The following is an 18,416-nucleotide window of genomic DNA, read 5'->3' as shown; positions in this document are numbered from 1 at the left end:
TAAAGCGGCTATGGTTCTACCGCCGCCCGGCGTGGGCGCAAAAAGCTTGGGAGCAATGGTGCGAGCAGGCTCGGCAGAGCCGAATACCTGCCCTGGAGTTGTTTGCGAAGCGCCTGCAAGGCTACTGGCATGGCATCTTGGCCCGCTGCCGCCACCCATTGAACACCAGCGTGGTCGAAGGCATCAACAACACCATCAAGGTCATCAAGCGCCGCGCGTACGGCTATCGCGACGAGGAATACTTCTTCCTCAAAATCCGCGCAGCCTTCCCCGGAATTCCTCGATGAACCAAAAAAAGACGGCGGCCCCAAGAGGAAGCCGCCGTATTGAGAAGGCCGAGAAGGGTCAAATTTCTGGCGCTTGCGATTCTTGGCTATGATCGCTGAAAAGACAACCCGTCAATCGAAGGGTACGGAGAGGGGTGCTTCGGCGACTGTTGCTGATGCGCGGTCAGTTCCGACGCCTGCCCCGTGAAGCCGTCAAAGACCCGTTGCAGCAAGGGCACAGAAATGACTGCGAAAGCTCGATCTTCGCGGAGGAGTTCGAAGCCAGGTACGGCGTCCCGCACTTTCGGCAGGGCCAGACCGCGAGCTCTTCGTGCATCGACATGGAGCGGGCCAGATGCAGCGACCGCTCGGGTGGCACCTTGCAGTCGTCCGAGAAGAACGCGCGATGGATGTCAAGGGTCGCGACGAAGCTTTCGGGTGTCGACACGTCACAGGCGATCGCCGATCGAAACAGCCAGATCTGGAAAGTCGACTGAACGCGGCGCTGCGCGGAATCCAGGTACCACATTAGCGATGACGGCGGCTGGCCGGGTGGCGATGGTTTGCCATGCAACCTCTGATAGGTCTTCCGCGTGGTCTCGATGGTGATATTGAACAATGATGAGACGCTCATGGCGCGACAACTGAGAGCCAGGAATGCCTCGGAGAGGGCGTCGCGCACAAACGTTTCGAGCCGGAAGTTGCCCCAGACGCCAGAGTGCGCCAGGCGGTCAGTCCGAAGCGGCGACGTTTCCATCAGATAGTGGGAGATCATTTCCCGCGATAACCGGCCGGAGTGACTCTCCAACCAGAACATCTCGTCCGCGAAGCGCCAGTGGAATAGCGGCACCAGCCGCTCGGTGATAGCCACGTCGAGTTCGTGCTGAGGAACCGACCGCATGTACGCGGCCAACTCGTTGGAGATGCCGATCAGAGGCGCCGCCAATACCGACATGTTGAGAAGGTCGTACATGGCATTGATGTACGCGCGGTTCGTATGCTCGAGCGCCAACCGGTCCACCACTGACAGATTGCGGGGCAGGCCAGTCTTGAGCCGCTCCATTGTGGCGGTCGGCATCCGTCCTTCGATGAAGGATCGCCAGTCATCGATGGTTGTGAGCGTTGGTGCGTAAGCGAGGAACGGCGTTCCCAGAATCTTCGCCGACTGGTACAGGTCGTCACGCAGCGAGCGAAGGTTTTCGCTCGATACCCTGAAGATGCTTTCCAGCGTTGGATGCACCGTAACGGCATTCAGGACGTAGTTGTTGATTCGCAGATTGGCCGCAAGCACACGATCGCGCACCCAGGCTGGCAAGACGAACTGCTCGTAGATAGAACGGGTCGGGGTGGTTTGCATGTCAGGCTCCAGTGATGGCGATCAGTTCGTTGTGGAAGGCTTCCACAGTGCGGCGCAAGGACACCAGCGCGGGGGCATGCTCTTTGACCTTGATGGCTTTGACGGCGCCTCGGAATTTCGCGAGCGCATCATCGAGATCCGCTTTCAGGCCGTCAATGCGTAGTGACAGACTCCGCGAGTCGGCCGACTTGGCTTCATGGCGTTCGATCTTATTGTTGACAGCGGAGAGGCGCAGTTCGGCATCCTTGATCTGCGCATTGAGCGCTTCAAGTTTGCCGCTTCCGTCTATGACGGCATCGGCGATGGTCTTGTACTCGGGAGGAATGACCTCGACCTTGATCTCCTTCACAACCTCCCGGATCTTCGACTCGGCCAATGCCTTCTGCAAGGCCTGTCGTTCGTCCGTCAAGCGCTTAATGGAATGCTGCAGGCTTTCCATGGCCCCAGCCTGCGACGAGAGCGCCGCGGAGGTTCGGTCAAGCTGCTCCTTTTGCGCCGCAGATTGCGCGTCGGAGGATGTCATCTGTTCGCGCATGTGGCGCATCTGGGCTTCGAGATCGCGCTGGCGCTCCAGGCTCTCGTTCAACTGTTCTTCCGCCGCCTCCAGCGTCGCCATGACGTGATTGAGTTCCTGGTGGGTGCGTCGAGACCATTCGATGTATGGGACGATTTCCTTGCGCGAATAGGGTTCGTCGTCCTTGCGAGCATCGATGAACCGCTGCACTTCCTCTGGCGTGATGTCCGACCGCTTGAGAATCGTCAGCTCCCCCAGGTTCAGAAACGTCAAGGCATCGCTGTTCTCGGAGAAGTGATGAAATGCCTGCAGATACTTGATCGCAGAGGCGCGGGAAATGCGCAGGGCGCGCACCGCGAAGTTGTACAAGTTGTCATCGGCTTCCTGGCGAGCGCGGGGGGTGTCGCCCAGACGCTTCTGCACACACGTGAGGATCACGTGGTAGATCTGGAATAGGCGAGAGCCGATGGCGGTATGTTCACTGAGGATCCGCTTGCGTGAGAGTTCGATCTCTTGCGCGGCTTGCACGATCCGGCCGATCGCGCCGGCATCGACATAGTGACCCAGTTGCTGGATCGCCAGCTCGCGCAATACGGGCGGCTTCGGGTCGATGAGATTGAACTCGCGTTTCTCTTCTTCTTTCTTCTTCATTGTTGCCCTTACGGAAAGTTGTTGCGGCCCCGGCGATCGCGGCAGCCACTTCAACGTACACGCTAGGAGCAAGTGTCAAGCTGATGAAACGGGTGCAGCGATCTTCGGATGGAAGCTTATGCCGAGTTTGAGCATCGGAATGTCACGAAAGCTCAGGAAAATCAGGTGTCTTTCGAAAGTCAAGCTCAAATCAGCAGCGCTTTGCCTCACTTTTTATCGACAGACATTAACTGGATTTGAGGTAGCACCCCCTTAAGATGGGGGCACTTGTATATACAACCTGGCCTTGAGCGAGGGTCGTTGGAAGGAACATGTTCCTTCCAAATTTGGCGAAAGCTCAGGACGTCGGCTTGTGATTTGAAGGCAAATCGAAAGCGCCGGGGCGGCGCTTGTCATGCTTTCCCAAGCCGTGTAGAGTGCGGATACCTCTAGCGTCTATGACGCATCGACATGGCGGTCAGACCAAACTGACATTCCGCGTGGGCCTCACTGGCCTTCCTTTGCGCGGCCCGCCCCATCCCCTTTCTTCGCACGCGAGCAGCGTCCTTACGACATGCATGACATGTCGCAAGCGCGTTGCCGAGCAGTCGCGCCTCATTGGATTCCTTGCTCTTCCGAGCATCGAATAATCGCCTGGCATCCGCCAGGAAATCCCTTTAAATCGTTTCTCGTGAGAAACCATGGAATCCTTTGCCAAAAACATGATCGCGCGCCCGCTCAAGCTCTTTGCTTTTTGCATGGCGCTGTATCTGGCTTCGCAGTCATTCATTGTTGGTGTGTTTCTTGCCGCTGTCGGCTTCTTCTACCTGAAGGAGAAGGTGCTGCAGTGGGGCAAGGCTGTACCAGCTGCGCCGAAGGTTTCGATGCCGGAGCATGACTCCAAGCCGAAACCGACGAATGACCAGGTCGCCGAACCGCCCGAGCAGAATTACGCACGCTCGGCTGTGGTGACGCCAATCTGTCGCACTGGAACGCACGATCGTTCCTGACCTCCCTCGCCGCCCGGTTCTCGGGCGGCTTCCACCTGTCGCGGGAACCCGTTACCCGCCGACAGGTGGGTCTCCGGGTGCCTGTCCGGAGACCATCATGGAAACAATGACAGCAGGGTGGCAGCTGGACTTCTTCGATGAAGCGGCTGCCATCGTTGTGCCCCCACCCAAGATTGACCCGTTGCCGGACCCTTCGCTCTGGAGCGACTCGGTACGCGAGCAGATGGTCGACGCGCTCATCAGCCTGGCCTGTGACAGCCGCCGAGGCGACAACATGCCCGAATCCCTGATCGACTGTGCTGAGCTCTTGCGAGCCCGTATGCGGAACAAGGCGCTCGATTTGGAGGAATATTCCATGACGATCGGCTGGATCTTCGGATACTGGGACGGAGCGCTTCCCTACACCTATGTCTGCGCGGTTTGCGGGGTAAGCCCGGAAGTCTTGCAGGATGTGATTCTCAACAACGCCCGCCTGAAAGCAGACCTCGAAGGAGTAAAGCGGTTGTGCTGCGGGTCTCTTCTGTAACCAATTACCATGACTCTCTTCGGAGTACTCAAGCGGGCAGTCGCCACTATCCTGGGCCAACCGCCAGTAGTGGCGTCTCGGGCCGCCAATGAAGTTCCCGTCGGCACGGGCGCGGACAACGAGTTTCAAATCCTCATCAATGGCGTCCCAAATCTCTTTCGGGACGAAGGCGACCACGTCGTTCACTTCGTTGCCGTGTTTGATCGCAGCATTCAGCACACGGCGTTCGGCCACAAGGTTCTTCCCGAGGTCGTTCCGCGCTGGCACAAGCTCGGCAGGTACGATGGGGAATGCGTGACACCGCAGTCCGTTGCCGAAGCCGTCATGCGCCAGGCGAAAGAGGGGGCGAGCGCCGCTCCGCTTCCACAGTCGAAGGGTTCGGATGAGTCAAGGGAATCTCGGGGACCGCGGACTGCACAGCATCAGCGCCCAGACCACCGACCTGCCAAAACCGAACCTCGCTCTGACGGTAACGCGTCGCGCTCGAACTATACCGTTGGCAAGCTGGTCGAGTGGGGTGAAATGGAGTTCCCGAACCGCAAACCTGGCGGCAAGGCGACATACACCTCCTTCGCGGTGAAGTTGGACACCCACGCCGGCGAAAGGACATTGCAGGGCGAAGGTTTGAAAGATGCCCTGGCCGACGCCGCTTGCAAAATCGGCGACCGCGTAGGCATCAAGCGCTTGCACAAGGAGAAGGTGCCCGCCTTCAACCATGCGACCGGCCGCCCTGTTCTTGACCCCGAGACTGGGGAACAGAAACTCTGGGACCGTTGGGTCTGGCAAGTCAATCGCATTCATTAACAAGGAAGCAACATGGCATCCGTGAACAAAGTCATTCTCGTTGGCAATCTCGGGGCAGATCCTGAGGTTCGCTACATGCCCAGCGGGGACGCTGTGGCCAATATTCGTATCGCTACCACCGATCGCTATAAGGACAAGCAGAGCGGCGAGATGAAGGAAGCCACTGAATGGCACCGCATTTCGTTCTTCGGCAAGCTGGCTGAGATCGCAGGGCAATACCTGAAGAAGGGCTCCTCCGTTTATATTGAGGGACGCATTCGCACCCGCAAGTGGCAGGATCAGTCGGGCCAGGACAAGTACAGCACCGAGATCGTTGCCGATCAGATGCAAATGCTGGGTGGCCGCGGCGGATCGTCGAACGATGACGGCGACGATGGCTATGGCCGCCAGTCGCAAGAAGGCCGCCAAGCCGGCGGCAGTGAGGGCGGCAATGGTGGTGGCCGACGCGGCCAAAGTCGCCGCCCGCAGCAGGCGCCGTCGCATGGCTTCGAAGATATGGATGATGATCAGATTCCGTTCTGACAAGCCATAAGTGGCAGCTATATGCATGCTCCCGCGAATCCGCGGGAGCATGCACCTCATCTTCGGCTTCGCGCCACACCCGTTTCTCCCCCCCGATCCAATCGCTGTGCTGAAAAGACATTCTGGCGCCTCACGCAGCCGGGATGTCCTTTGAGCAAGCGTTCCTTCGCCTGTCTCAGGCATCGACCACTCTCCACACGGAGCCATCCCATGAAAAAGCTGAGTGATATCGTGAAGAACTGGACGCCCGCTCACTGGGACGCTCTGGTTGCGCAGTACCTGCCCGCCGACGTCCTCACAGACGCCTTCTGGCGAGGTCGCCCTGGTCCGTGCCCGATCTGCGGAGACGGCACAGACAGATTTACCTACGACAACAAGCGGGGCCGCGGTGACTGGGTGTGCCGCAAGTGCGATGCCGGTGGTCCCAAAGCGGGCGACGGCATCGAGCTGGTCTGTCGCTACACCGGCATGTCGTACCTTGAGTTGCAGCGGCGACTCAATGGGGAGGGCGGCGAGCCGTTGCCAGCGAAGATGTCTGCCATCAGGCCGGCATGCCGGCAGCGCAGCAAGGGAAGCGCTTCCGTTTTGATGCGCCGCGTCATAAAGCAGGTCACCAGCTCGACTCCGGTCGCGGCTGGTGACCATGCCATGCGCTATCTCGCCGCCAGAGTTCCAGGGCTGCGCGCTCCGCTGCCACATGGACTGCGGCTGGCCGTGCAGGATTACTGGCACAACGGGAGCATTGTCGGGCGGTACCCAACGATGATTGCTGAGTACCAGCTGCACGACGGCCGGATTGCTACGGTTCACAGAACATCGTTGCACCCGGCCAAGCCAGAGAAGGCGATAGTCGTGTCGGAGGACGGCGAGATCCTTCCAAGCAAGCGAAATTATCCGGGCGCCTTGCCGCTTGATGGCGGCGCTGTACGGCTGATGTCGCCTCGCGATGGAGCGATTGGCGTTGCGGAGGGCATCGAGAATGCCTATGCGGCGTACATGCTGTTCCGGATTCCGACCTGGTCGTGCTTGAACCGCGTGCTCTTGAGCAAGTTCGTAGTGCCAGACGGTATGGGCATCCATACCGTGCACATCTTCGCCGATTTTGACAAGGTGGACCCGAGGACTGGCAAGTCACCGGGTATGGCCGACGCGCTCGCCCTCCAGAAGCGCTTGCGCGCCAATGGCTTCACCGTTGTGCTGCATCGGCCGAAGGTCCGAGGCACGGATTACTGCGACGAATGGCGAACCGTACACCGGTTGCGTCTGATCTCCCAACAGGCAATCGCTGCCTGACATTTTCGCCACCCGAATGGTGGCGTTCCTTTCAACTCTGCCCGGTGGGTTCGCCCCACTGGGCGGAATCCCGTGTGGCAGGACTTCAGGAGAAGCACCATGCCACAGAAGGGTTTTACCGCGATCGTGAACAGGTTGCACATTCACGCAATGCGCAGCACCGCCACCAGCGAGGTCCAGGCTGGTCAGTCCGATGCCCAGTTCTTCCACGTCTACCGACGAGAAGCCTCGGGCCATCTGACGTTGCTCGAGCGGAATCTGTCGTTCGATTCCGCACTCGATTATTGCCTCGCGCCAGCCACGCTTCACTGAGCGCAAAGTCCTCTTCAACAAAAAGCCCAGCAGACATGCTGGGCTTTTTTGCTTTCTGGGGTGGGAAGGCGTCAGCCAGCGTCCTTGGGGGCGCGCCACCCGCGATAGACGACCATAATGGCTTCCAGAATGCACCAGGCGATCAGCGCGTAAAAGAGGAAACGGTTCTGAGCCTGGGTGGTGGAAAGATACTCGAAGAATTTCATGGTGAAGTCCTGTCGTCCGTTGTGATGATTGTAGATTGCCACGAAGTGAGCGCCAGTCAAGCCGGAGCGAGTCAATCGAAGAACCGCGACATCGCCGAGTTCATTGCACTAAGGTCCAGTGCGCTTGGGGCGGGCACGGCGGGCACCTCGATATCCGCTGGCGCATCCCGGGAGATTTCCTCCCTGACGAGTTGGGCTCTCGGGGTGGAAGCAGCGGACTGCCCGACCGCTGCGACATTCTGGGGCGGTACGAACGCTGCCTCGGAGCGGTACATCAAGGTAGTCAGGAGTGCACCTGCAGGCGCCGGCGTTGCCGCAACGCCTTCTTTCGCTCCCATGACCTGCGCGCCGACCTCTGCCAAACGGCGGAAGACCTCGGCTCGCAGGCGCGGGTCGTTGACCTGCGCAAGCTGCGCGTAGAGCTGAGGCGTCGTCATCGGGTTGAGGGTGACTTTGATGGCGAGCTTCCCCATAGTCGTTACCCGCGCGCTTGCCGTGCGCTACCGATGTCGAAGAATCCGCGGACATTGGCGTAGCAGGGCGATTCCATCGCGACGATATGCGAGCGCGGGAAGGCGGCACGGATGGCGCCGGAGTACAGCGCGCTGCCGCCACCGGTGAGAACGATGGCTGCGATGTCTTCCGTGCGGCCCACCCGCGTCTGCATTTCCTTGACCGCGGTTTGACATTGGGCCTTGGCGACTTCGAAATACGGGCGCAGGTCGACCATCTTGTTGTAGTAGCGCATGAGCTTGCCGTCACGCAGGGACTTGTCGATGCGCTCGATGCTGCCAGACGGCTCCCCGCCTTCGTCCGCCGAAAGGAGTTGGGCGACTTGTTGGTAAATTCGCGACGATCCGCCGGGAACGCCGCCGCTGCGGGTGTCATCCATCATGTAGCCACGAGCGACAACCCAGTCGGTCGTGAAGTAACCCACGTCCACGATCAGGCAGTTGTCATCCGGGTCCAGATCCTTGCCGGATTGACGCATAAACGTGACCAGCGATCCGAGTGGCTGGGGCAGGGCGACGACCCGGTTGATGCTGACGCTGCCGGCGCCGAAGTCATGCGTGCCAGCAAAGCGTTCCTGCAGGACGCCGGCGTACTTCTGTAGGGTATGGACGGGAAGGCCGAGGATGAGTTGGCCAACGTCCCTGGCCTGTGAATAGTGAAGCGCGCCGAACAGCAACGCAGCATATTCCGGCGTCGTGACGAAGTCCTCGGAGAGGGTCCGCCCGGTATTGCCGTATGCAGAGGTGATCGAGACGTCCGGGCCCACCTCGTATTCAGCGCCGTCCACAGTTACGTGAACGACATCGCGCGACTGGAAATAGCCATCCCCGTGGTTGGCGAGGCTCGAAGCCGATCGAGTTGGGGCCAGCGAAAGAAACATGCGGGTTGCAACGTCCGCACCCAGGGGGAAGGCAAACTTGGTGTTGCCGTAGCCGACATCGACCGCAATGGTTTTGGTGGTGTTCATCTGAAGACTCTCCTTGGCTTTGTTGAAGGTTGCCGGAGCGCAGTGGTGTCACATATCTGACTGTGATCTGACAGGAATGTGTTAGGTGGTGTCACCAGGTGTCAGCGGGCGTCACCACGTCGCGCTGATCTCACACCTGCTCACACAGACCTGACACTTGCTAACACGTATCTGACACTGCGATCCGATCCCTTTCGAATCTACCCGGTGCGATGCGAAGTCAAGTTGTCGAATGCTGGCGAATTTGACGGCGATTTCGTTGCGACGCGGCTGAGTTTCGGTTTATCCTTTGAGCACCTTCAGCGTCCCCGACGCATCGACCTCGCCGCCAGTTGGTGGCAAATCCCAGGCAACCACGACCTCAAGGAGGACGTGCGGACGCCCAGTGTGCAGGCCGGAAATTGATCCGGCATTTTTTTCAATCAAATCAAGCAGACAGTGGCCGACATTGAGGAAGGCTGCACACCGCGATAACACTCGATCTCAGCGCCGATGTGCGCGCTGTAACGCAATGAGAGAGATTTTGGGGCGCACAGTTGCACAGTCCCAAGGCTCCATCACGGAAGACACGTCCATTCAGCGAGAGAGCTGGGTACGGTTCAGGCGGCCCGAGACACTGCGGCCAAGGTGAACTGACTTTGGGACGGGGGATTGGATGCGATCGGGCCAGACGGCTATCGCGGATCCCTTCACTTGACGACCGGTAGGCGCAGCCGGCACAGAAATGCGCAAGAACGATTTACCCAAGAGTCTTGCGATGGTGGACCACAAGGGTCGCTATCGCAGTCGCGTCGATCGACGCAGCGGCTTGGGTATTCGCGGGGACGGGCTCGGCGTGAGCCGGGCCATGGACTACGCGGACGGTCGGACCACAGTTCTTCCCTGTGTCTGGTCGATCGAGTGCTATCGCTAAAGGCAAGGAAGGCAGTCCCCCAAATCCGGTGGGGAGAAGTGACCGGCAGGTGTCGAACGAACGGGGCGTTTGACAGTGTTGGAAAAGGGTCGCACCGTAAAGCGCGCCCCCGCCGTGGTGATATCACGGCTGGCCAGGACTAACGAGTATGGGTATCAGGATCGATTTCCGGGGAAAGATCAGGAGCTACGCGTTCCCCGCGCGGCTGGAAGGCGAACTCATCGCGCTGTTCGAGGACAACGTCGACCGCGTAATCAGTAGGTCGAGGCGCAGCAGAAATGCGCTGAGCATCAAGACGCAGGAGTATCGCCTTCTCAATGTCTGCGCCGCAGTGCGCGAGCTGCGGCAGGAGGGTGGCTATGCGGTTGAATCTCCGTGGTCGATTCGGAACAAGCACGTCCAATGGTTGGTGGATAACTGGGTTCGGAAAGGGCAAACAGCGGGAACGATCGAGAACAAGCTCACCTATCTGCGCGCGATGGCTGAGTTCATGAACAAGCCGTATCTGGTCAAGACGCTTGCTGAATACGGCGATCGCACGGAGCATGGGCTCGTTCGCCACTATGTTGCCCAAGAAGACAAGTCCTGGTCGGGGAATGGCATCGACATTGACGCGAAGATCAAGGAGATTGAGAGGACCGATGAGTGGGTAGGCGTTCAGCTTCGCTTGATGTGGCTGTTTGGCCTACGGGTTGAGGAATCCGCGAAGCTTCAGCCGGGCGTGGCGGTGCGCGGCGGCATGCTGCACGTCGAACGCGGAACGAAGGGTGGGCGAAAGCGAGAGGTCTTAATCGACATGCCGGAGACGCAGTACCCGTTGCTTGCCAGAGCGGCGTCGCTGGCCAATCCCAGGACGGGGTCAACCACCCCGACGGACTATACACTTGACCAATGGATGAGCCATTTCTATGAGGTACTGCGAAAGCATGGTCTGGTAAGGAAGGTGACGGGCTGCACTGCACACGGCCTGCGCCATGAATATCTCCAGGGGCTGTACCAGCGCAGTACCGGCGATGCTGCGCCGGTCAAGCGAGGCGCGCGGCTCGCCAGTCGTGAGGTGCATGAGGAGGGACAGCGCGTCGTTGCCCGAGCCGCTGGGCATAGTCGTCCTACTAAGTCGAATGCGTACTTAAGTACATACGCCGTTCAGGAGCGCCTCTCCAAACCTGTTGTCAAGCCTGGGCAGGCGGCCTTGGCACTTGCAGCAGCCAACGGCAACAAATCCCACGCTGCGCTTGCGCTTGGCATCAGCCGCCGCTCGCTGTACCGGCTCTTGGACAGCTACGCCGCGGGAGATCAGTCGTGAAGGTGGAGGATCAGGAAAGCTCGTTTAATTGGCATAGCTTTTACCGGAAAGTTGCGGCGTTTATCCCATCAAAATTGCTGCGGGACGCATTCTGCGCTGCAGCCGTTGGGAAACGCTGCCGAGGTCGCAATCGCCGTTCCGACAACAGTTCGCGGTCGTCCATACTGGGTGACCGCCGTACGCCTACTCTGAGAAGGAAGAATGCATGACGAAATCCGAACTAATTGACGCGATCGCGGCCGGTGTGGACGGTCTTACCAAAGCAAAGGCAGAACAGGCACTGAACGTGACCCTGTCGGCCATCATGGACACCGTGGCCAGGGGTGACGCACTGAACTTGGTTGGCTTCGGCTCCTTCAGCAAGGGCGAGCGTGGCGAACGCATTGCGCGCAATCCGCGAACCGGCGAGAAGATCACGGTGGATGCTGCCAAGACAGTGAAATTTAGACCGGGCCAGAAGTTCAAGGATGCCGCCAATGCGTAGCGATTCGAAGCCTGGGACCTCGGGTAGCAACGACGGGACCTACCTCCATTCCGTTTTCATCGTTCTTAGGCGGGTGATGCAGGTTTTCATTGTGTGATCCCCGCGAGCGTTGTGGGTGCGGTGCTATTTTTTTTTTTTGGCGCTCACGGGACAGGCACCCGTCAAGACTGCCGTGCTGGCGGTACACACTTGGGCCGAGGCGTCGGTGCGGCCTGCCCCGCAAGGGGCAGGCCTGGTAGCAGATTGTGGGGCGGAGCTTGAGGGGCTTTCGAAATTGCGTCGCCCGGCGATATTTGCCCTAACACTGCGATGAAGGTCGTACCGACTGCTGCTGCAGATGCGGCGAGTCGCGAGGTGAGCGCGCTGTATGGGATTCTCGTGTTGATGTCCTTCGGGCTGTTGTTGGCTATGAGGCCAGGCCGTCGTTTCTTCGGAATACCATCGCATTCTTGAGCGGGAGGGCCTGTGATGGCCCTCACAGAACGAAAGGCACGTCCAAAGACGTGCCTTTCATGTTTTTGGAAGGAACATGTTCCCTCCTTCTGGCGTCGCCGCTAACGGGCATAGGCGAGAGCCAACGTGGCCAGCGCGCCTGCGTGCCGTATGAGATGACCGAGCGATTCCGCGTCGCGATTTGCGCTCACAGCGTTGCCGGATACCAACCATGCGAACGCGACGCGGCGGGCCGGCTTCTCCCCCGGGTGTGGGGTGGGTGGCGGGAGGTCGATTGGCGTCGTCCGCGCGTCACCAGCCAATGCTGGGAAGGGTTCGAGACCAGTGAAGTGGGCAAGCTCGGCGATGCTGATGACGCTGTACGCCGGCGTCGCATCGTTGCGAACCACATAGGCCGCTGCGCCGACGCCAGGCACGTAGATCGCTTTCCACAGATACCCAGGTACCCGGACACGTCCGTTGAGCGTGGGGCTGTCCTTGGCGAACGCAGGGCCGGTGACGACCTGGATGGAGCCGTGCTCCCGAGCAAGTTTGCGCGTGGACGTCTCAATATGACTCCACGTCCGGCGGTTAGACATACTGTGCTGCGGGACGATGTTGGCAAGGCTGAAGCTCTCTGCCTGCGAGGCCTTGTCGGCAAAGTCCCCGCTCGGTGCCACCGCGGTCGTAGCCCGATCGAGCGAAGTCCTGCAGTCTGGCCCGGTCCGAAGGCGGCAGCCGGTCTTCCTCGTAGAAGTCGCTGTCGCGCGGCAGCTTGCGGGCCGCCTCCACCGCTGTGGCCGTCAGCCGCTCGGCCGACCACAGCGCCGTGCGGGTGCTGGGCGAGTAGAGCACCGCATAGGCGCGATAGCAGAGAAGCCGTGTATCCCGCGCCGCCTCGCGAACGGCCGGCTGGCCCGCTGATAGCACGTGCGGGCAGGGCGCGGCGTCTTTAGCGACGGCTGCGGTTGCTGCGCTCAGGGCGAGCAAAAGGGCGATGAAGGAGCGGACCATGGTCAGGGAGGAAGGTAAGTGAACACCGTTCCAGCTTGCCAGCCCAGTTACAAAGTCAAGGCGTCACGGCTGCCAATGGTCCGGCACGCCATCGATGGCCTTGCCGATGAACTCGTGCAAGTCGAAGAGCGGCCATTCCCGGTCGGCCAGTGCCTCCTCTGCGATCTCGGCGCACAGCGCCGGCACTGGCTCGAAGCGGACCATGGGCGCGCCGTCGACGTAGATGATCCTGGCGCGCTGGAGCAGCTTCTGATAGCGGGCAGCCTGCGACACCACGGTCTCGGGCGGGTCCACGTGCTTGAACTCGTAGCCCGGCTGGGCGAGAGCCGCGGCCATGGCGGCGAACTTGGGGCCAACCGTCTCCCAGTCCGAGGTGGTCGCCGCGAGCAGGTTCAGGAAGTAGGGGATGTCTGAGCTGGTGAGCGCGCGGCGCGACATCATCGATACGGCTTCCTGGTCGGCAGGGCGATGCTCGACGCGGCTATTCCAGATGGCGCTTAGCCGGGTGAAGGCGGTGTTCTTGTCCGCATCCATGGTGACGGGAGGCGTCGAGATGCCGCATTCTTCACAGACGATGACCGCCTGGAGACGGCCGGCGATATAGGTGGGGGCGCCATCGCAGTGGGCGCATTGTAGGAGGCCGCTGGGCATGGGAAAGGTCAGGGTCGGAAATGCCGGCATTATGCCTGCCCCGAGGGCGGCGCCCAGCGGTCCAGTGTGATGAAGCGTTCGAACAGCGGTCCTGCTATGCCGCGTCGATGGCCAGATAGCCGGCTGTGGTGTTCAGGACTTCCTGGCGCGCGGTGTTCTCGAAGCCTGCAGGATCTCGGCATGGTCGCGTAGCGCGGCTCCGATCTGCCAGAATTCGTTGAGCCAATGGCCGGGTGGGCCCATGGGGCCCCCCAACTGGCCGGTGGTGATCGCTCCCCGAATGGCGAGGACGGTTTCCGGTTCCGGGTATTCGCGGTCGTTGTCGTTGTACTGAGGCATGCCTATCTCGGTTGGGTGGCCCATTGTAGGGCCGGGTGCATCTGGAATCCGTCGGCTTGCCGGAACAGTTCGGCGGCGCCTCGAACGTACTGCAGAATCCATTCCGTGGCGATCCATCGCCTTCCCAGGCGCTCGGCGGCCAGGCCGGTGCGGATCGTCCCGCCGAAAGGATCGACCACCAGGTCGCCCGGCCGGGACAGGAATCGCGTAAAGAAATCCGGAATGTCGGTCGGCTGCATGGCGCCGTGGGTCGGCAGGCCGAGAGACTGCGCGGCGCGGCGGTAAGCCCGGGTGTCCGCGCAGTTGTGACCCCGCTCGATGACATTGCGGGGCAGGCGGCCCGCAGTCTGATTGCCGAAGGCGCTTGCCCGGATGCGATAGGCGCCGTCGCCATACACCGCGTTACGAGTCTCTCCGCCGGCGGCCATCAGTTGGCGGTGCCGGGCGGTGTGGGCCTCGAGGAGCTGGCGGTTGTCCGCGCGCACGCACGACGGATCGTTGGTGAACCACAGCACCGGTTCGTAGGCGGAGGCGAGCTGGACACGGTCGACGCAGGCCCATCGGGTCGGCCCGGGCGGCTTGCTGTAGTTGACCCAGGGGACGCGGCCCATCAGGGAAAGGCCAAGCCGGTCATGCAAGGCCAGCGTGAGGCGCTCTATATAGAGCGAGCGGGCTGGGCTGCGCGGCTCGAAGATGTCGTTCGACACATTGAGGACAATGCTGCCGCCTGGCACAAGCCCTGCGACGATCGGCTCGAGGGCCTTGCACAGGAAGTCGACATACTGCGCTTCCGTGGGATTGCCGTAGGCCCGGGCCTGGCGCAGCGGGTACGGCGGCGAGGTGACGCACAGCGCAATCGGTTCGCCAAGGCCGCGGAAGATTTCCTCGTGGCGCGCCCAGACGGCCACACCCAGGGTGGTGCTGAAGGCGACAAGCCGAACGCCGTTGGCGGCGCGGTCGAGCTCGTGCGTAACAGGCTGCGTCAGCCGCCAGAATCCGGCGCGGTCCGGAATGCGCTCCACGACGCCCATGGCCTTCAGCGTCTGCTGATGCCAGCGCACGGCGCGCTTGAACGGGCTGTGCAGGGTGCCAGCGGCGCCGATCGGGACTTTGGCCTGAGCCTGGGCGAGATCGATCCCGACCGCGGTCGCCACGGCATCGTAGAGCTGGGCGGTGGCGATGCCTTCGGCTGGCGCGTCGGCGAACGCTGCTGCCACGTGTCCGAACAGTTTCAACTGCTCCATCATGCAGCGCCCCGTGCAAGCGCACGCTCGCATGCTGCCGCGACGTCGAACGACGTCACAGGGAAGGCGTCGTGCACGGCGCCGTCGAGCAGCCGGCCCACCGCTTTCTTGCCCACCGCGTGCATCACCGTCACGGGGAACCGGCCCTCGTCGCGGGCGCGCATGAAATCTTGACCGCGCTCGAGCTGCGCGCCATGCCTGTCGAGGCAAATCCCGCCGGCGATCCACGTCTGCGCCTTGTTGACCCATTGCTGAAAGCTGGCGAACTCGCGGAAGACCGGCTCACTGGAGGAACGGTCCACGACTGCCGTATGCCAGTGCCCCCATTGTTTGAAGAGGAAGGGCACGCCGGCTGCCGCGCATTGGTCACGCAACGAGCGCGGCCATGCCGGATGCATCGGCCGGGCACCCGTGCCGCTCTCACCGCCCACGATGATCCAGTCCAGGGAGCCCGGCGCATAGTCGTTGCCGGAGGTATGCAGCAGTTCACCGGTCAGAGTCGAGAACACGTCGACATGCCCGAGCAGCGGTTCCATCGAGAGAAACCGCGTCTTTGCCGGCGCGCGCAGAAGCTTCGGGATGTCGCGGTCGGCTTCCACCTGGTTCACCACGGTTGCGCCCAGCCAGATATCGGCGGGGGCATTGCCGGCGATCCACGTAGCCAGCCACGGAACGAGGGGATTGTCCGCACAGTCGTCGCACAGCATCAGCGTGTTGAACGCATCGCCCAATCGCTTCGTGGCGTTGCCGATGCGCTTGGTCAGCACGAGCTTGTCCAGGTTCGGCGTCTGGCGCCAGACATCGAGCATATCGATGAACCACTCGATCGGCACCTCGTTGTCGAACACATCGGCCAGACTCGCGCAGAAGACGCGTTGCCGGCGCCCGTGTACCGCGGCGAAGGCGTCGTGCGCAGCGTTCCAGTGCAAGGGCTTGCGCCAGTTGGCGGCGGATGTGCGCCGGCGGGGCGCACCGGGGCCCCAGTTTTGGGATTGGCCACCGCCGAAGCGTGCGTTGCGGGCCTCAGCGTAGCAGTGGTCGCAGCCGGGGCCAACCCGCTGGCAGCCTTCCCAGGGATTCCAGCTGTGGTCGGTCCATTCGATCTTGGTGTTTTCGCTCATTTCGTTTTCTCGAACATGTCCATGGTTCGGGTGTCCCGGGTATGGGATGGAAAAGCAAAATCCCTGGCCTGCTGATTCGCGGCTGTGCCGGTGTCTGTGGCAGAAGGGGAATCAGCCACCGAGGACGATTCGTGCGGACACTCGCAGTGCTGCGTGAGCGCATGTACAAAATGCCGGGCGTAGGTTGAGACGGCACGCCAATACGCCGCCATGGGGCCTTTGCGACGGCGCCAGGACAATTCGGCTTCGGCGTTCGATGCCTCGCGCAGTTCGTGGAGCACCGCAGCGATGGCTCGGCGTTGCTCTGGTGGGAGGCGCAGGAGCTGCTGTGCAGCGGGTAGACGCAGGAGGGGATTGATGTAGCCCATCGGGTCGGTGGAAGGTGAGGGATGCTTCCAGCCTATCCAATCGCGGGCAAAGTCAAGCAGGTGTAGGGAGGCGCGTCACGTGGGGCCGAAAGGCCGAACTTCACCGCGGCGGCTCTGAGTGCGTCCACGTCGATTTCGCCGGAGGCGATGACAGCGAGGACCTCTTCGGCAAATCCGTACAGTGCAGTGAGCTCGTCAGCGACGATTTCGCCCACGTAGAGATAGAGTCCGTTGGGCATTCGCCGGACCACAGTGGTCTCTGTTGCCATGCGCGCCAGCAGCGACTCGGCGTGCTCGGCGCCGATGCCGAGATGCCGCTGGACAAGCGGGACAGATGCGGCGCGGTACTGGTGCACCAGCTGAACTGCCTTCAGATACGCACGGTTCATGCCCAGTGGTGCCCGGCTGCTCATGCAGCGCTCGGCCGGGGCAGCCGGACACACGTGATCTGCTGGTCCTGAGGGCGCCATTCGATCACCGGCACGCCGTTGGCGCGGTAGAACGCCTGCTTTTGCGCGAGCCTGGCGTCGTAGTCCGCATTGCCCGTCATGCCAAGGACTTCGATGACGGCCTCAGGAGCCACGTCGGTCAACACAAAGTCGGGATGCACGGCGGCTCGGCCAATGTGGCGCAGCGGTTTGCGGAATGCCCGCTGCAGGCCGACCAGATAGTCAGCCATGGCAACCTCGTATGACGAGTCACAAGGCAGGAACTGGCGGTTGGCCAGCATGGCCGCGGCATCGACCACCGTCAGGTAGCCTGATTTCGACCGCTCGACCAGCAGGACGGCGACGCAACGCTGTTCTGCCTTGCCGATGCCGGACAGGGCGCCCCCGAACGACACCTGCAGGCGCGCGTAGAGGTCGGCGGCCATGAAGAAGCGCTGGGTACTTTGGCGCAGCACGAACTTGCCACCGAACTGGGTCGTGCCGTGGGATTCGATTTCGCCGATCACGATGCCGCGCGGATTGCCGGCCGGAGTGGACGTGAGCCTGCCCTGCCATGCTTCGAACTCCGCCAGGATCTCCGTCCTGCGGCTCGGGTCCCACCGTTGCATGACGTGCAGCAGCCCATCGGCCGGCTTTCCGTTGATACGGCATTCTGCCAGCTCCGTTGTCAGCTGTGACCAGCAGGCGTTCCAGCCGCGCGAACCCGTTCCCGGCCATACGTTCAGCCCTGCTTGCTCCCAGGCGTATTCCAGAAACGCAAGCAGCCCCGCCGAACGCCGTTGCGGCTTCGTGCTCTGCCCTTTGGGGAGGCGCTGGACGGTCTTGGCTGGGGTGTGCGCGCTGACCGAGAGCGAGGCATCGAGGCGGATGTCATGGTGGCCGTCCTTCATCCGGAACGGGTCCAGGTTGTCGCTCGCGCCCGACTTGGCCAGCGCCTGGCGGTTGAATGGGCAGCCTGCAGCATGGTGGTGTGCCTGTTCCGGCCAGCGCGCGAGCAGGAAGATGTCCCGATGTCGGCGAATCACCAGCTTGGGCCGTGGGCGCCGAGTGCTGCATTCGCATTCCGCAAAACCCTGGACCGTCTTCGCGCGCTCGAGGTGACGCGCGTAACGGCCGGGATCTTCCAGTACATCGTCGAGCGGAAACTCGTTCCCGCCAATGCGCACGGTGATCAT

23 protein-coding genes are annotated in these 18,416 nt (G+C 61.6%); 9 read left to right on the top strand and 14 right to left on the bottom strand.

All coding sequences use genetic code 11. The annotated features are described in order from the left end of the window. Nucleotides 1–287: ISL3 family transposase (locus A3AG_RS0103425; RefSeq protein ID WP_026163896.1), on the top strand; the 287-nt coding region annotated here is incomplete at its 5' end. Between the two features lie 163 nt (nt 288–450). Here the strand turns inward: A3AG_RS0103425 and A3AG_RS0103420 are convergent. Both A3AG_RS0103420 and A3AG_RS0103415 read right to left on the bottom strand, forming a co-directional pair. Then, nucleotides 451–1,623 (bottom strand): FlhC family transcriptional regulator, encoded by a 1,173-nt coding sequence (locus A3AG_RS0103420; RefSeq protein ID WP_012354550.1) that lies wholly within the window; start codon nt 1,621–1,623, stop codon nt 451–453. Between the two features lies 1 nt (nt 1,624). Next, on the bottom strand, nt 1,625–2,788 hold the full coding sequence (locus tag A3AG_RS0103415; protein ID WP_012354549.1) for a hypothetical protein: 1,164 nt from the start codon (nt 2,786–2,788) through the stop codon (nt 1,625–1,627). Between the two features lie 680 nt (nt 2,789–3,468). On the opposite strand from A3AG_RS0103415, the gene A3AG_RS0103410 reads away from it, so the two are divergent. The 6 genes from A3AG_RS0103410 (at nt 3,469) to A3AG_RS0103385 (ending at nt 7,234) form a co-directional block, all read left to right on the top strand. Continuing rightward, nucleotides 3,469–3,777 (top strand): hypothetical protein, encoded by a 309-nt coding sequence (locus A3AG_RS0103410; protein ID WP_012354548.1) that lies wholly within the window; start codon nt 3,469–3,471, stop codon nt 3,775–3,777. Nucleotides 3,778–3,874: 97 nt separating this feature from the next. Further along, a complete protein-coding gene (locus tag A3AG_RS0103405; RefSeq protein WP_012354547.1) occupies nt 3,875–4,303 on the top strand; it encodes a hypothetical protein in 429 nt (142 codons plus the stop codon). A gap of 9 nt (nt 4,304–4,312) precedes the next feature. Then, nucleotides 4,313–5,107 carry a hypothetical protein gene (locus A3AG_RS0103400; protein ID WP_012354546.1) on the top strand — a complete coding sequence of 265 codons (795 nt, stop codon included), beginning with the start codon at nt 4,313–4,315 and terminating at the stop codon, nt 5,105–5,107. Nucleotides 5,108–5,119: 12 nt separating this feature from the next. Next, on the top strand, nt 5,120–5,629 hold the full coding sequence (locus A3AG_RS0103395) for a single-stranded DNA-binding protein (protein ID WP_012354545.1): 510 nt from the start codon (nt 5,120–5,122) through the stop codon (nt 5,627–5,629). A 210-nt stretch (nt 5,630–5,839) separates the two neighbouring features. After that, entirely contained in the window at nt 5,840–6,922 is a 1,083-nt protein-coding gene (locus A3AG_RS0103390) for a DUF7146 domain-containing protein (RefSeq protein WP_012354544.1), read from the top strand. A gap of 99 nt (nt 6,923–7,021) precedes the next feature. Then, nucleotides 7,022–7,234 carry a hypothetical protein gene (locus A3AG_RS0103385; protein WP_012354543.1) on the top strand — a complete coding sequence of 71 codons (213 nt, stop codon included), beginning with the start codon at nt 7,022–7,024 and terminating at the stop codon, nt 7,232–7,234. Between the two features lie 71 nt (nt 7,235–7,305). On the opposite strand, the gene A3AG_RS34690 is transcribed toward A3AG_RS0103385, so the two are convergent. The 3 genes from A3AG_RS34690 to A3AG_RS0103370 form a co-directional block, all read right to left on the bottom strand. Next, nucleotides 7,306–7,440 (bottom strand): hypothetical protein, encoded by a 135-nt coding sequence (locus A3AG_RS34690; RefSeq protein ID WP_256461664.1) that lies wholly within the window; start codon nt 7,438–7,440, stop codon nt 7,306–7,308. A gap of 71 nt (nt 7,441–7,511) precedes the next feature. Further along, the gene (locus A3AG_RS0103375; RefSeq protein ID WP_012354541.1) at nt 7,512–7,913 is read right to left on the bottom strand and encodes a hypothetical protein; all 402 of its coding nucleotides are present in this window, start codon (nt 7,911–7,913) and stop codon (nt 7,512–7,514) included. Between the two features lie 5 nt (nt 7,914–7,918). Further along, the gene (locus A3AG_RS0103370; protein ID WP_012354540.1) at nt 7,919–8,920 is read right to left on the bottom strand and encodes a PRTRC system protein D; all 1,002 of its coding nucleotides are present in this window, start codon (nt 8,918–8,920) and stop codon (nt 7,919–7,921) included. A gap of 1,061 nt (nt 8,921–9,981) precedes the next feature. Here A3AG_RS0103370 and A3AG_RS0103365 point away from each other — a divergent pair. Then, entirely contained in the window at nt 9,982–11,139 is a 1,158-nt protein-coding gene (locus A3AG_RS0103365; RefSeq protein ID WP_012354539.1) for a helix-turn-helix domain-containing protein, read from the top strand. Nucleotides 11,140–11,344: 205 nt separating this feature from the next. Next, nucleotides 11,345–11,623, top strand: coding sequence for an HU family DNA-binding protein (locus A3AG_RS0103360; protein WP_012354538.1), 279 nt, complete (start codon nt 11,345–11,347; stop codon nt 11,621–11,623). A gap of 554 nt (nt 11,624–12,177) precedes the next feature. Here the strand turns inward: A3AG_RS0103360 and A3AG_RS34685 are convergent. The 9 genes from A3AG_RS34685 to A3AG_RS0103320 all read right to left on the bottom strand — a co-directional run bounded on the left by A3AG_RS34685 (nt 12,178) and on the right by A3AG_RS0103320 (nt 18,416). Then, nucleotides 12,178–12,735, bottom strand: coding sequence for a DNA/RNA non-specific endonuclease (locus A3AG_RS34685; protein WP_250649624.1), 558 nt, complete (start codon nt 12,733–12,735; stop codon nt 12,178–12,180). Continuing rightward, nucleotides 12,647–13,069, bottom strand: coding sequence for a DNA/RNA non-specific endonuclease (locus A3AG_RS34680; RefSeq protein WP_012354536.1), 423 nt, complete (start codon nt 13,067–13,069; stop codon nt 12,647–12,649). The genes A3AG_RS34685 and A3AG_RS34680 overlap by 89 nt, the downstream gene beginning before the upstream one ends. A 63-nt stretch (nt 13,070–13,132) precedes the next feature. Further along, nucleotides 13,133–13,720, bottom strand: coding sequence for a Lar family restriction alleviation protein (locus A3AG_RS0103345; RefSeq protein WP_025586689.1), 588 nt, complete (start codon nt 13,718–13,720; stop codon nt 13,133–13,135). 132 nt (nt 13,721–13,852) lie between these two features. After that, on the bottom strand, nt 13,853–14,059 hold the full coding sequence (locus tag A3AG_RS0103340; protein WP_012354534.1) for a hypothetical protein: 207 nt from the start codon (nt 14,057–14,059) through the stop codon (nt 13,853–13,855). Nucleotides 14,060–14,061: 2 nt separating this feature from the next. Next, nucleotides 14,062–15,306, bottom strand: coding sequence for a DNA methyltransferase (locus tag A3AG_RS0103335; RefSeq protein ID WP_012354533.1), 1,245 nt, complete (start codon nt 15,304–15,306; stop codon nt 14,062–14,064). After that, nucleotides 15,303–16,424: a phage Gp37/Gp68 family protein gene (locus A3AG_RS0103330; protein ID WP_012354532.1), complete on the bottom strand. Its 1,122-nt coding sequence runs from the start codon at nt 16,422–16,424 to the stop codon at nt 15,303–15,305. Before A3AG_RS0103330 ends, A3AG_RS0103335 begins: the two co-directional genes overlap by 4 nt. After that, nucleotides 16,421–16,792 (bottom strand): hypothetical protein, encoded by a 372-nt coding sequence (locus A3AG_RS34485; RefSeq protein WP_012354531.1) that lies wholly within the window; start codon nt 16,790–16,792, stop codon nt 16,421–16,423. The genes A3AG_RS0103330 and A3AG_RS34485 overlap by 4 nt, the downstream gene beginning before the upstream one ends. Before the next feature lie 32 nt (nt 16,793–16,824). Further along, the gene (locus tag A3AG_RS0103325) at nt 16,825–17,205 is read right to left on the bottom strand and encodes a hypothetical protein (RefSeq protein ID WP_012354530.1); all 381 of its coding nucleotides are present in this window, start codon (nt 17,203–17,205) and stop codon (nt 16,825–16,827) included. Beyond that, nucleotides 17,202–18,416, bottom strand: coding sequence for a DUF1173 family protein (locus A3AG_RS0103320; RefSeq protein ID WP_012354529.1), 1,215 nt, complete (start codon nt 18,414–18,416; stop codon nt 17,202–17,204). Before A3AG_RS0103320 ends, A3AG_RS0103325 begins: the two co-directional genes overlap by 4 nt.

Source organism: Cupriavidus neocaledonicus, assembly GCF_000372525.1.
Taxonomy (GTDB): domain Bacteria; phylum Pseudomonadota; class Gammaproteobacteria; order Burkholderiales; family Burkholderiaceae; genus Cupriavidus; species Cupriavidus neocaledonicus.
The sequence above is the reverse complement of the archived record's forward strand: the minus strand, read 5'-3'. Positions and strand labels throughout refer to the sequence as shown.

Coding starts and splice junctions, on each gene's coding strand:
- A3AG_RS0103410 (WP_012354548.1), top strand. CDS start 3,469: ATGGAATCCTTTGCCAAAAACATGATCGCGCGCCCGCTCAAGCTCTTT.
- A3AG_RS34690 (WP_256461664.1), bottom strand. CDS start 7,440: ATGAAATTCTTCGAGTATCTTTCCACCACCCAGGCTCAGAACCGTTTC.
- A3AG_RS0103385 (WP_012354543.1), top strand. CDS start 7,022: ATGCCACAGAAGGGTTTTACCGCGATCGTGAACAGGTTGCACATTCAC.
- A3AG_RS34485 (WP_012354531.1), bottom strand. CDS start 16,792: ATGGGCTACATCAATCCCCTCCTGCGTCTACCCGCTGCACAGCAGCTC.
- A3AG_RS0103340 (WP_012354534.1), bottom strand. CDS start 14,059: ATGCCTCAGTACAACGACAACGACCGCGAATACCCGGAACCGGAAACC.
- A3AG_RS0103335 (WP_012354533.1), bottom strand. CDS start 15,306: ATGATGGAGCAGTTGAAACTGTTCGGACACGTGGCAGCAGCGTTCGCC.
- A3AG_RS0103420 (WP_012354550.1), bottom strand. CDS start 1,623: ATGCAAACCACCCCGACCCGTTCTATCTACGAGCAGTTCGTCTTGCCA.
- A3AG_RS34680 (WP_012354536.1), bottom strand. CDS start 13,069: ATGGTCCGCTCCTTCATCGCCCTTTTGCTCGCCCTGAGCGCAGCAACC.
- A3AG_RS0103395 (WP_012354545.1), top strand. CDS start 5,120: ATGGCATCCGTGAACAAAGTCATTCTCGTTGGCAATCTCGGGGCAGAT.
- A3AG_RS0103400 (WP_012354546.1), top strand. CDS start 4,313: ATGACTCTCTTCGGAGTACTCAAGCGGGCAGTCGCCACTATCCTGGGC.
- A3AG_RS0103375 (WP_012354541.1), bottom strand. CDS start 7,913: ATGGGGAAGCTCGCCATCAAAGTCACCCTCAACCCGATGACGACGCCT.
- A3AG_RS0103330 (WP_012354532.1), bottom strand. CDS start 16,424: ATGAGCGAAAACACCAAGATCGAATGGACCGACCACAGCTGGAATCCC.
- A3AG_RS0103325 (WP_012354530.1), bottom strand. CDS start 17,205: ATGAGCAGCCGGGCACCACTGGGCATGAACCGTGCGTATCTGAAGGCA.
- A3AG_RS0103405 (WP_012354547.1), top strand. CDS start 3,875: ATGGAAACAATGACAGCAGGGTGGCAGCTGGACTTCTTCGATGAAGCG.
- A3AG_RS0103345 (WP_025586689.1), bottom strand. CDS start 13,720: ATGCCCAGCGGCCTCCTACAATGCGCCCACTGCGATGGCGCCCCCACC.
- A3AG_RS0103370 (WP_012354540.1), bottom strand. CDS start 8,920: ATGAACACCACCAAAACCATTGCGGTCGATGTCGGCTACGGCAACACC.
- A3AG_RS0103390 (WP_012354544.1), top strand. CDS start 5,840: ATGAAAAAGCTGAGTGATATCGTGAAGAACTGGACGCCCGCTCACTGG.
- A3AG_RS0103320 (WP_012354529.1), bottom strand. CDS start 18,416: ATGATCACCGTGCGCATTGGCGGGAACGAGTTTCCGCTCGACGATGTA.
- A3AG_RS0103360 (WP_012354538.1), top strand. CDS start 11,345: ATGACGAAATCCGAACTAATTGACGCGATCGCGGCCGGTGTGGACGGT.
- A3AG_RS0103415 (WP_012354549.1), bottom strand. CDS start 2,788: ATGAAGAAGAAAGAAGAAGAGAAACGCGAGTTCAATCTCATCGACCCG.
- A3AG_RS0103365 (WP_012354539.1), top strand. CDS start 9,982: ATGGGTATCAGGATCGATTTCCGGGGAAAGATCAGGAGCTACGCGTTC.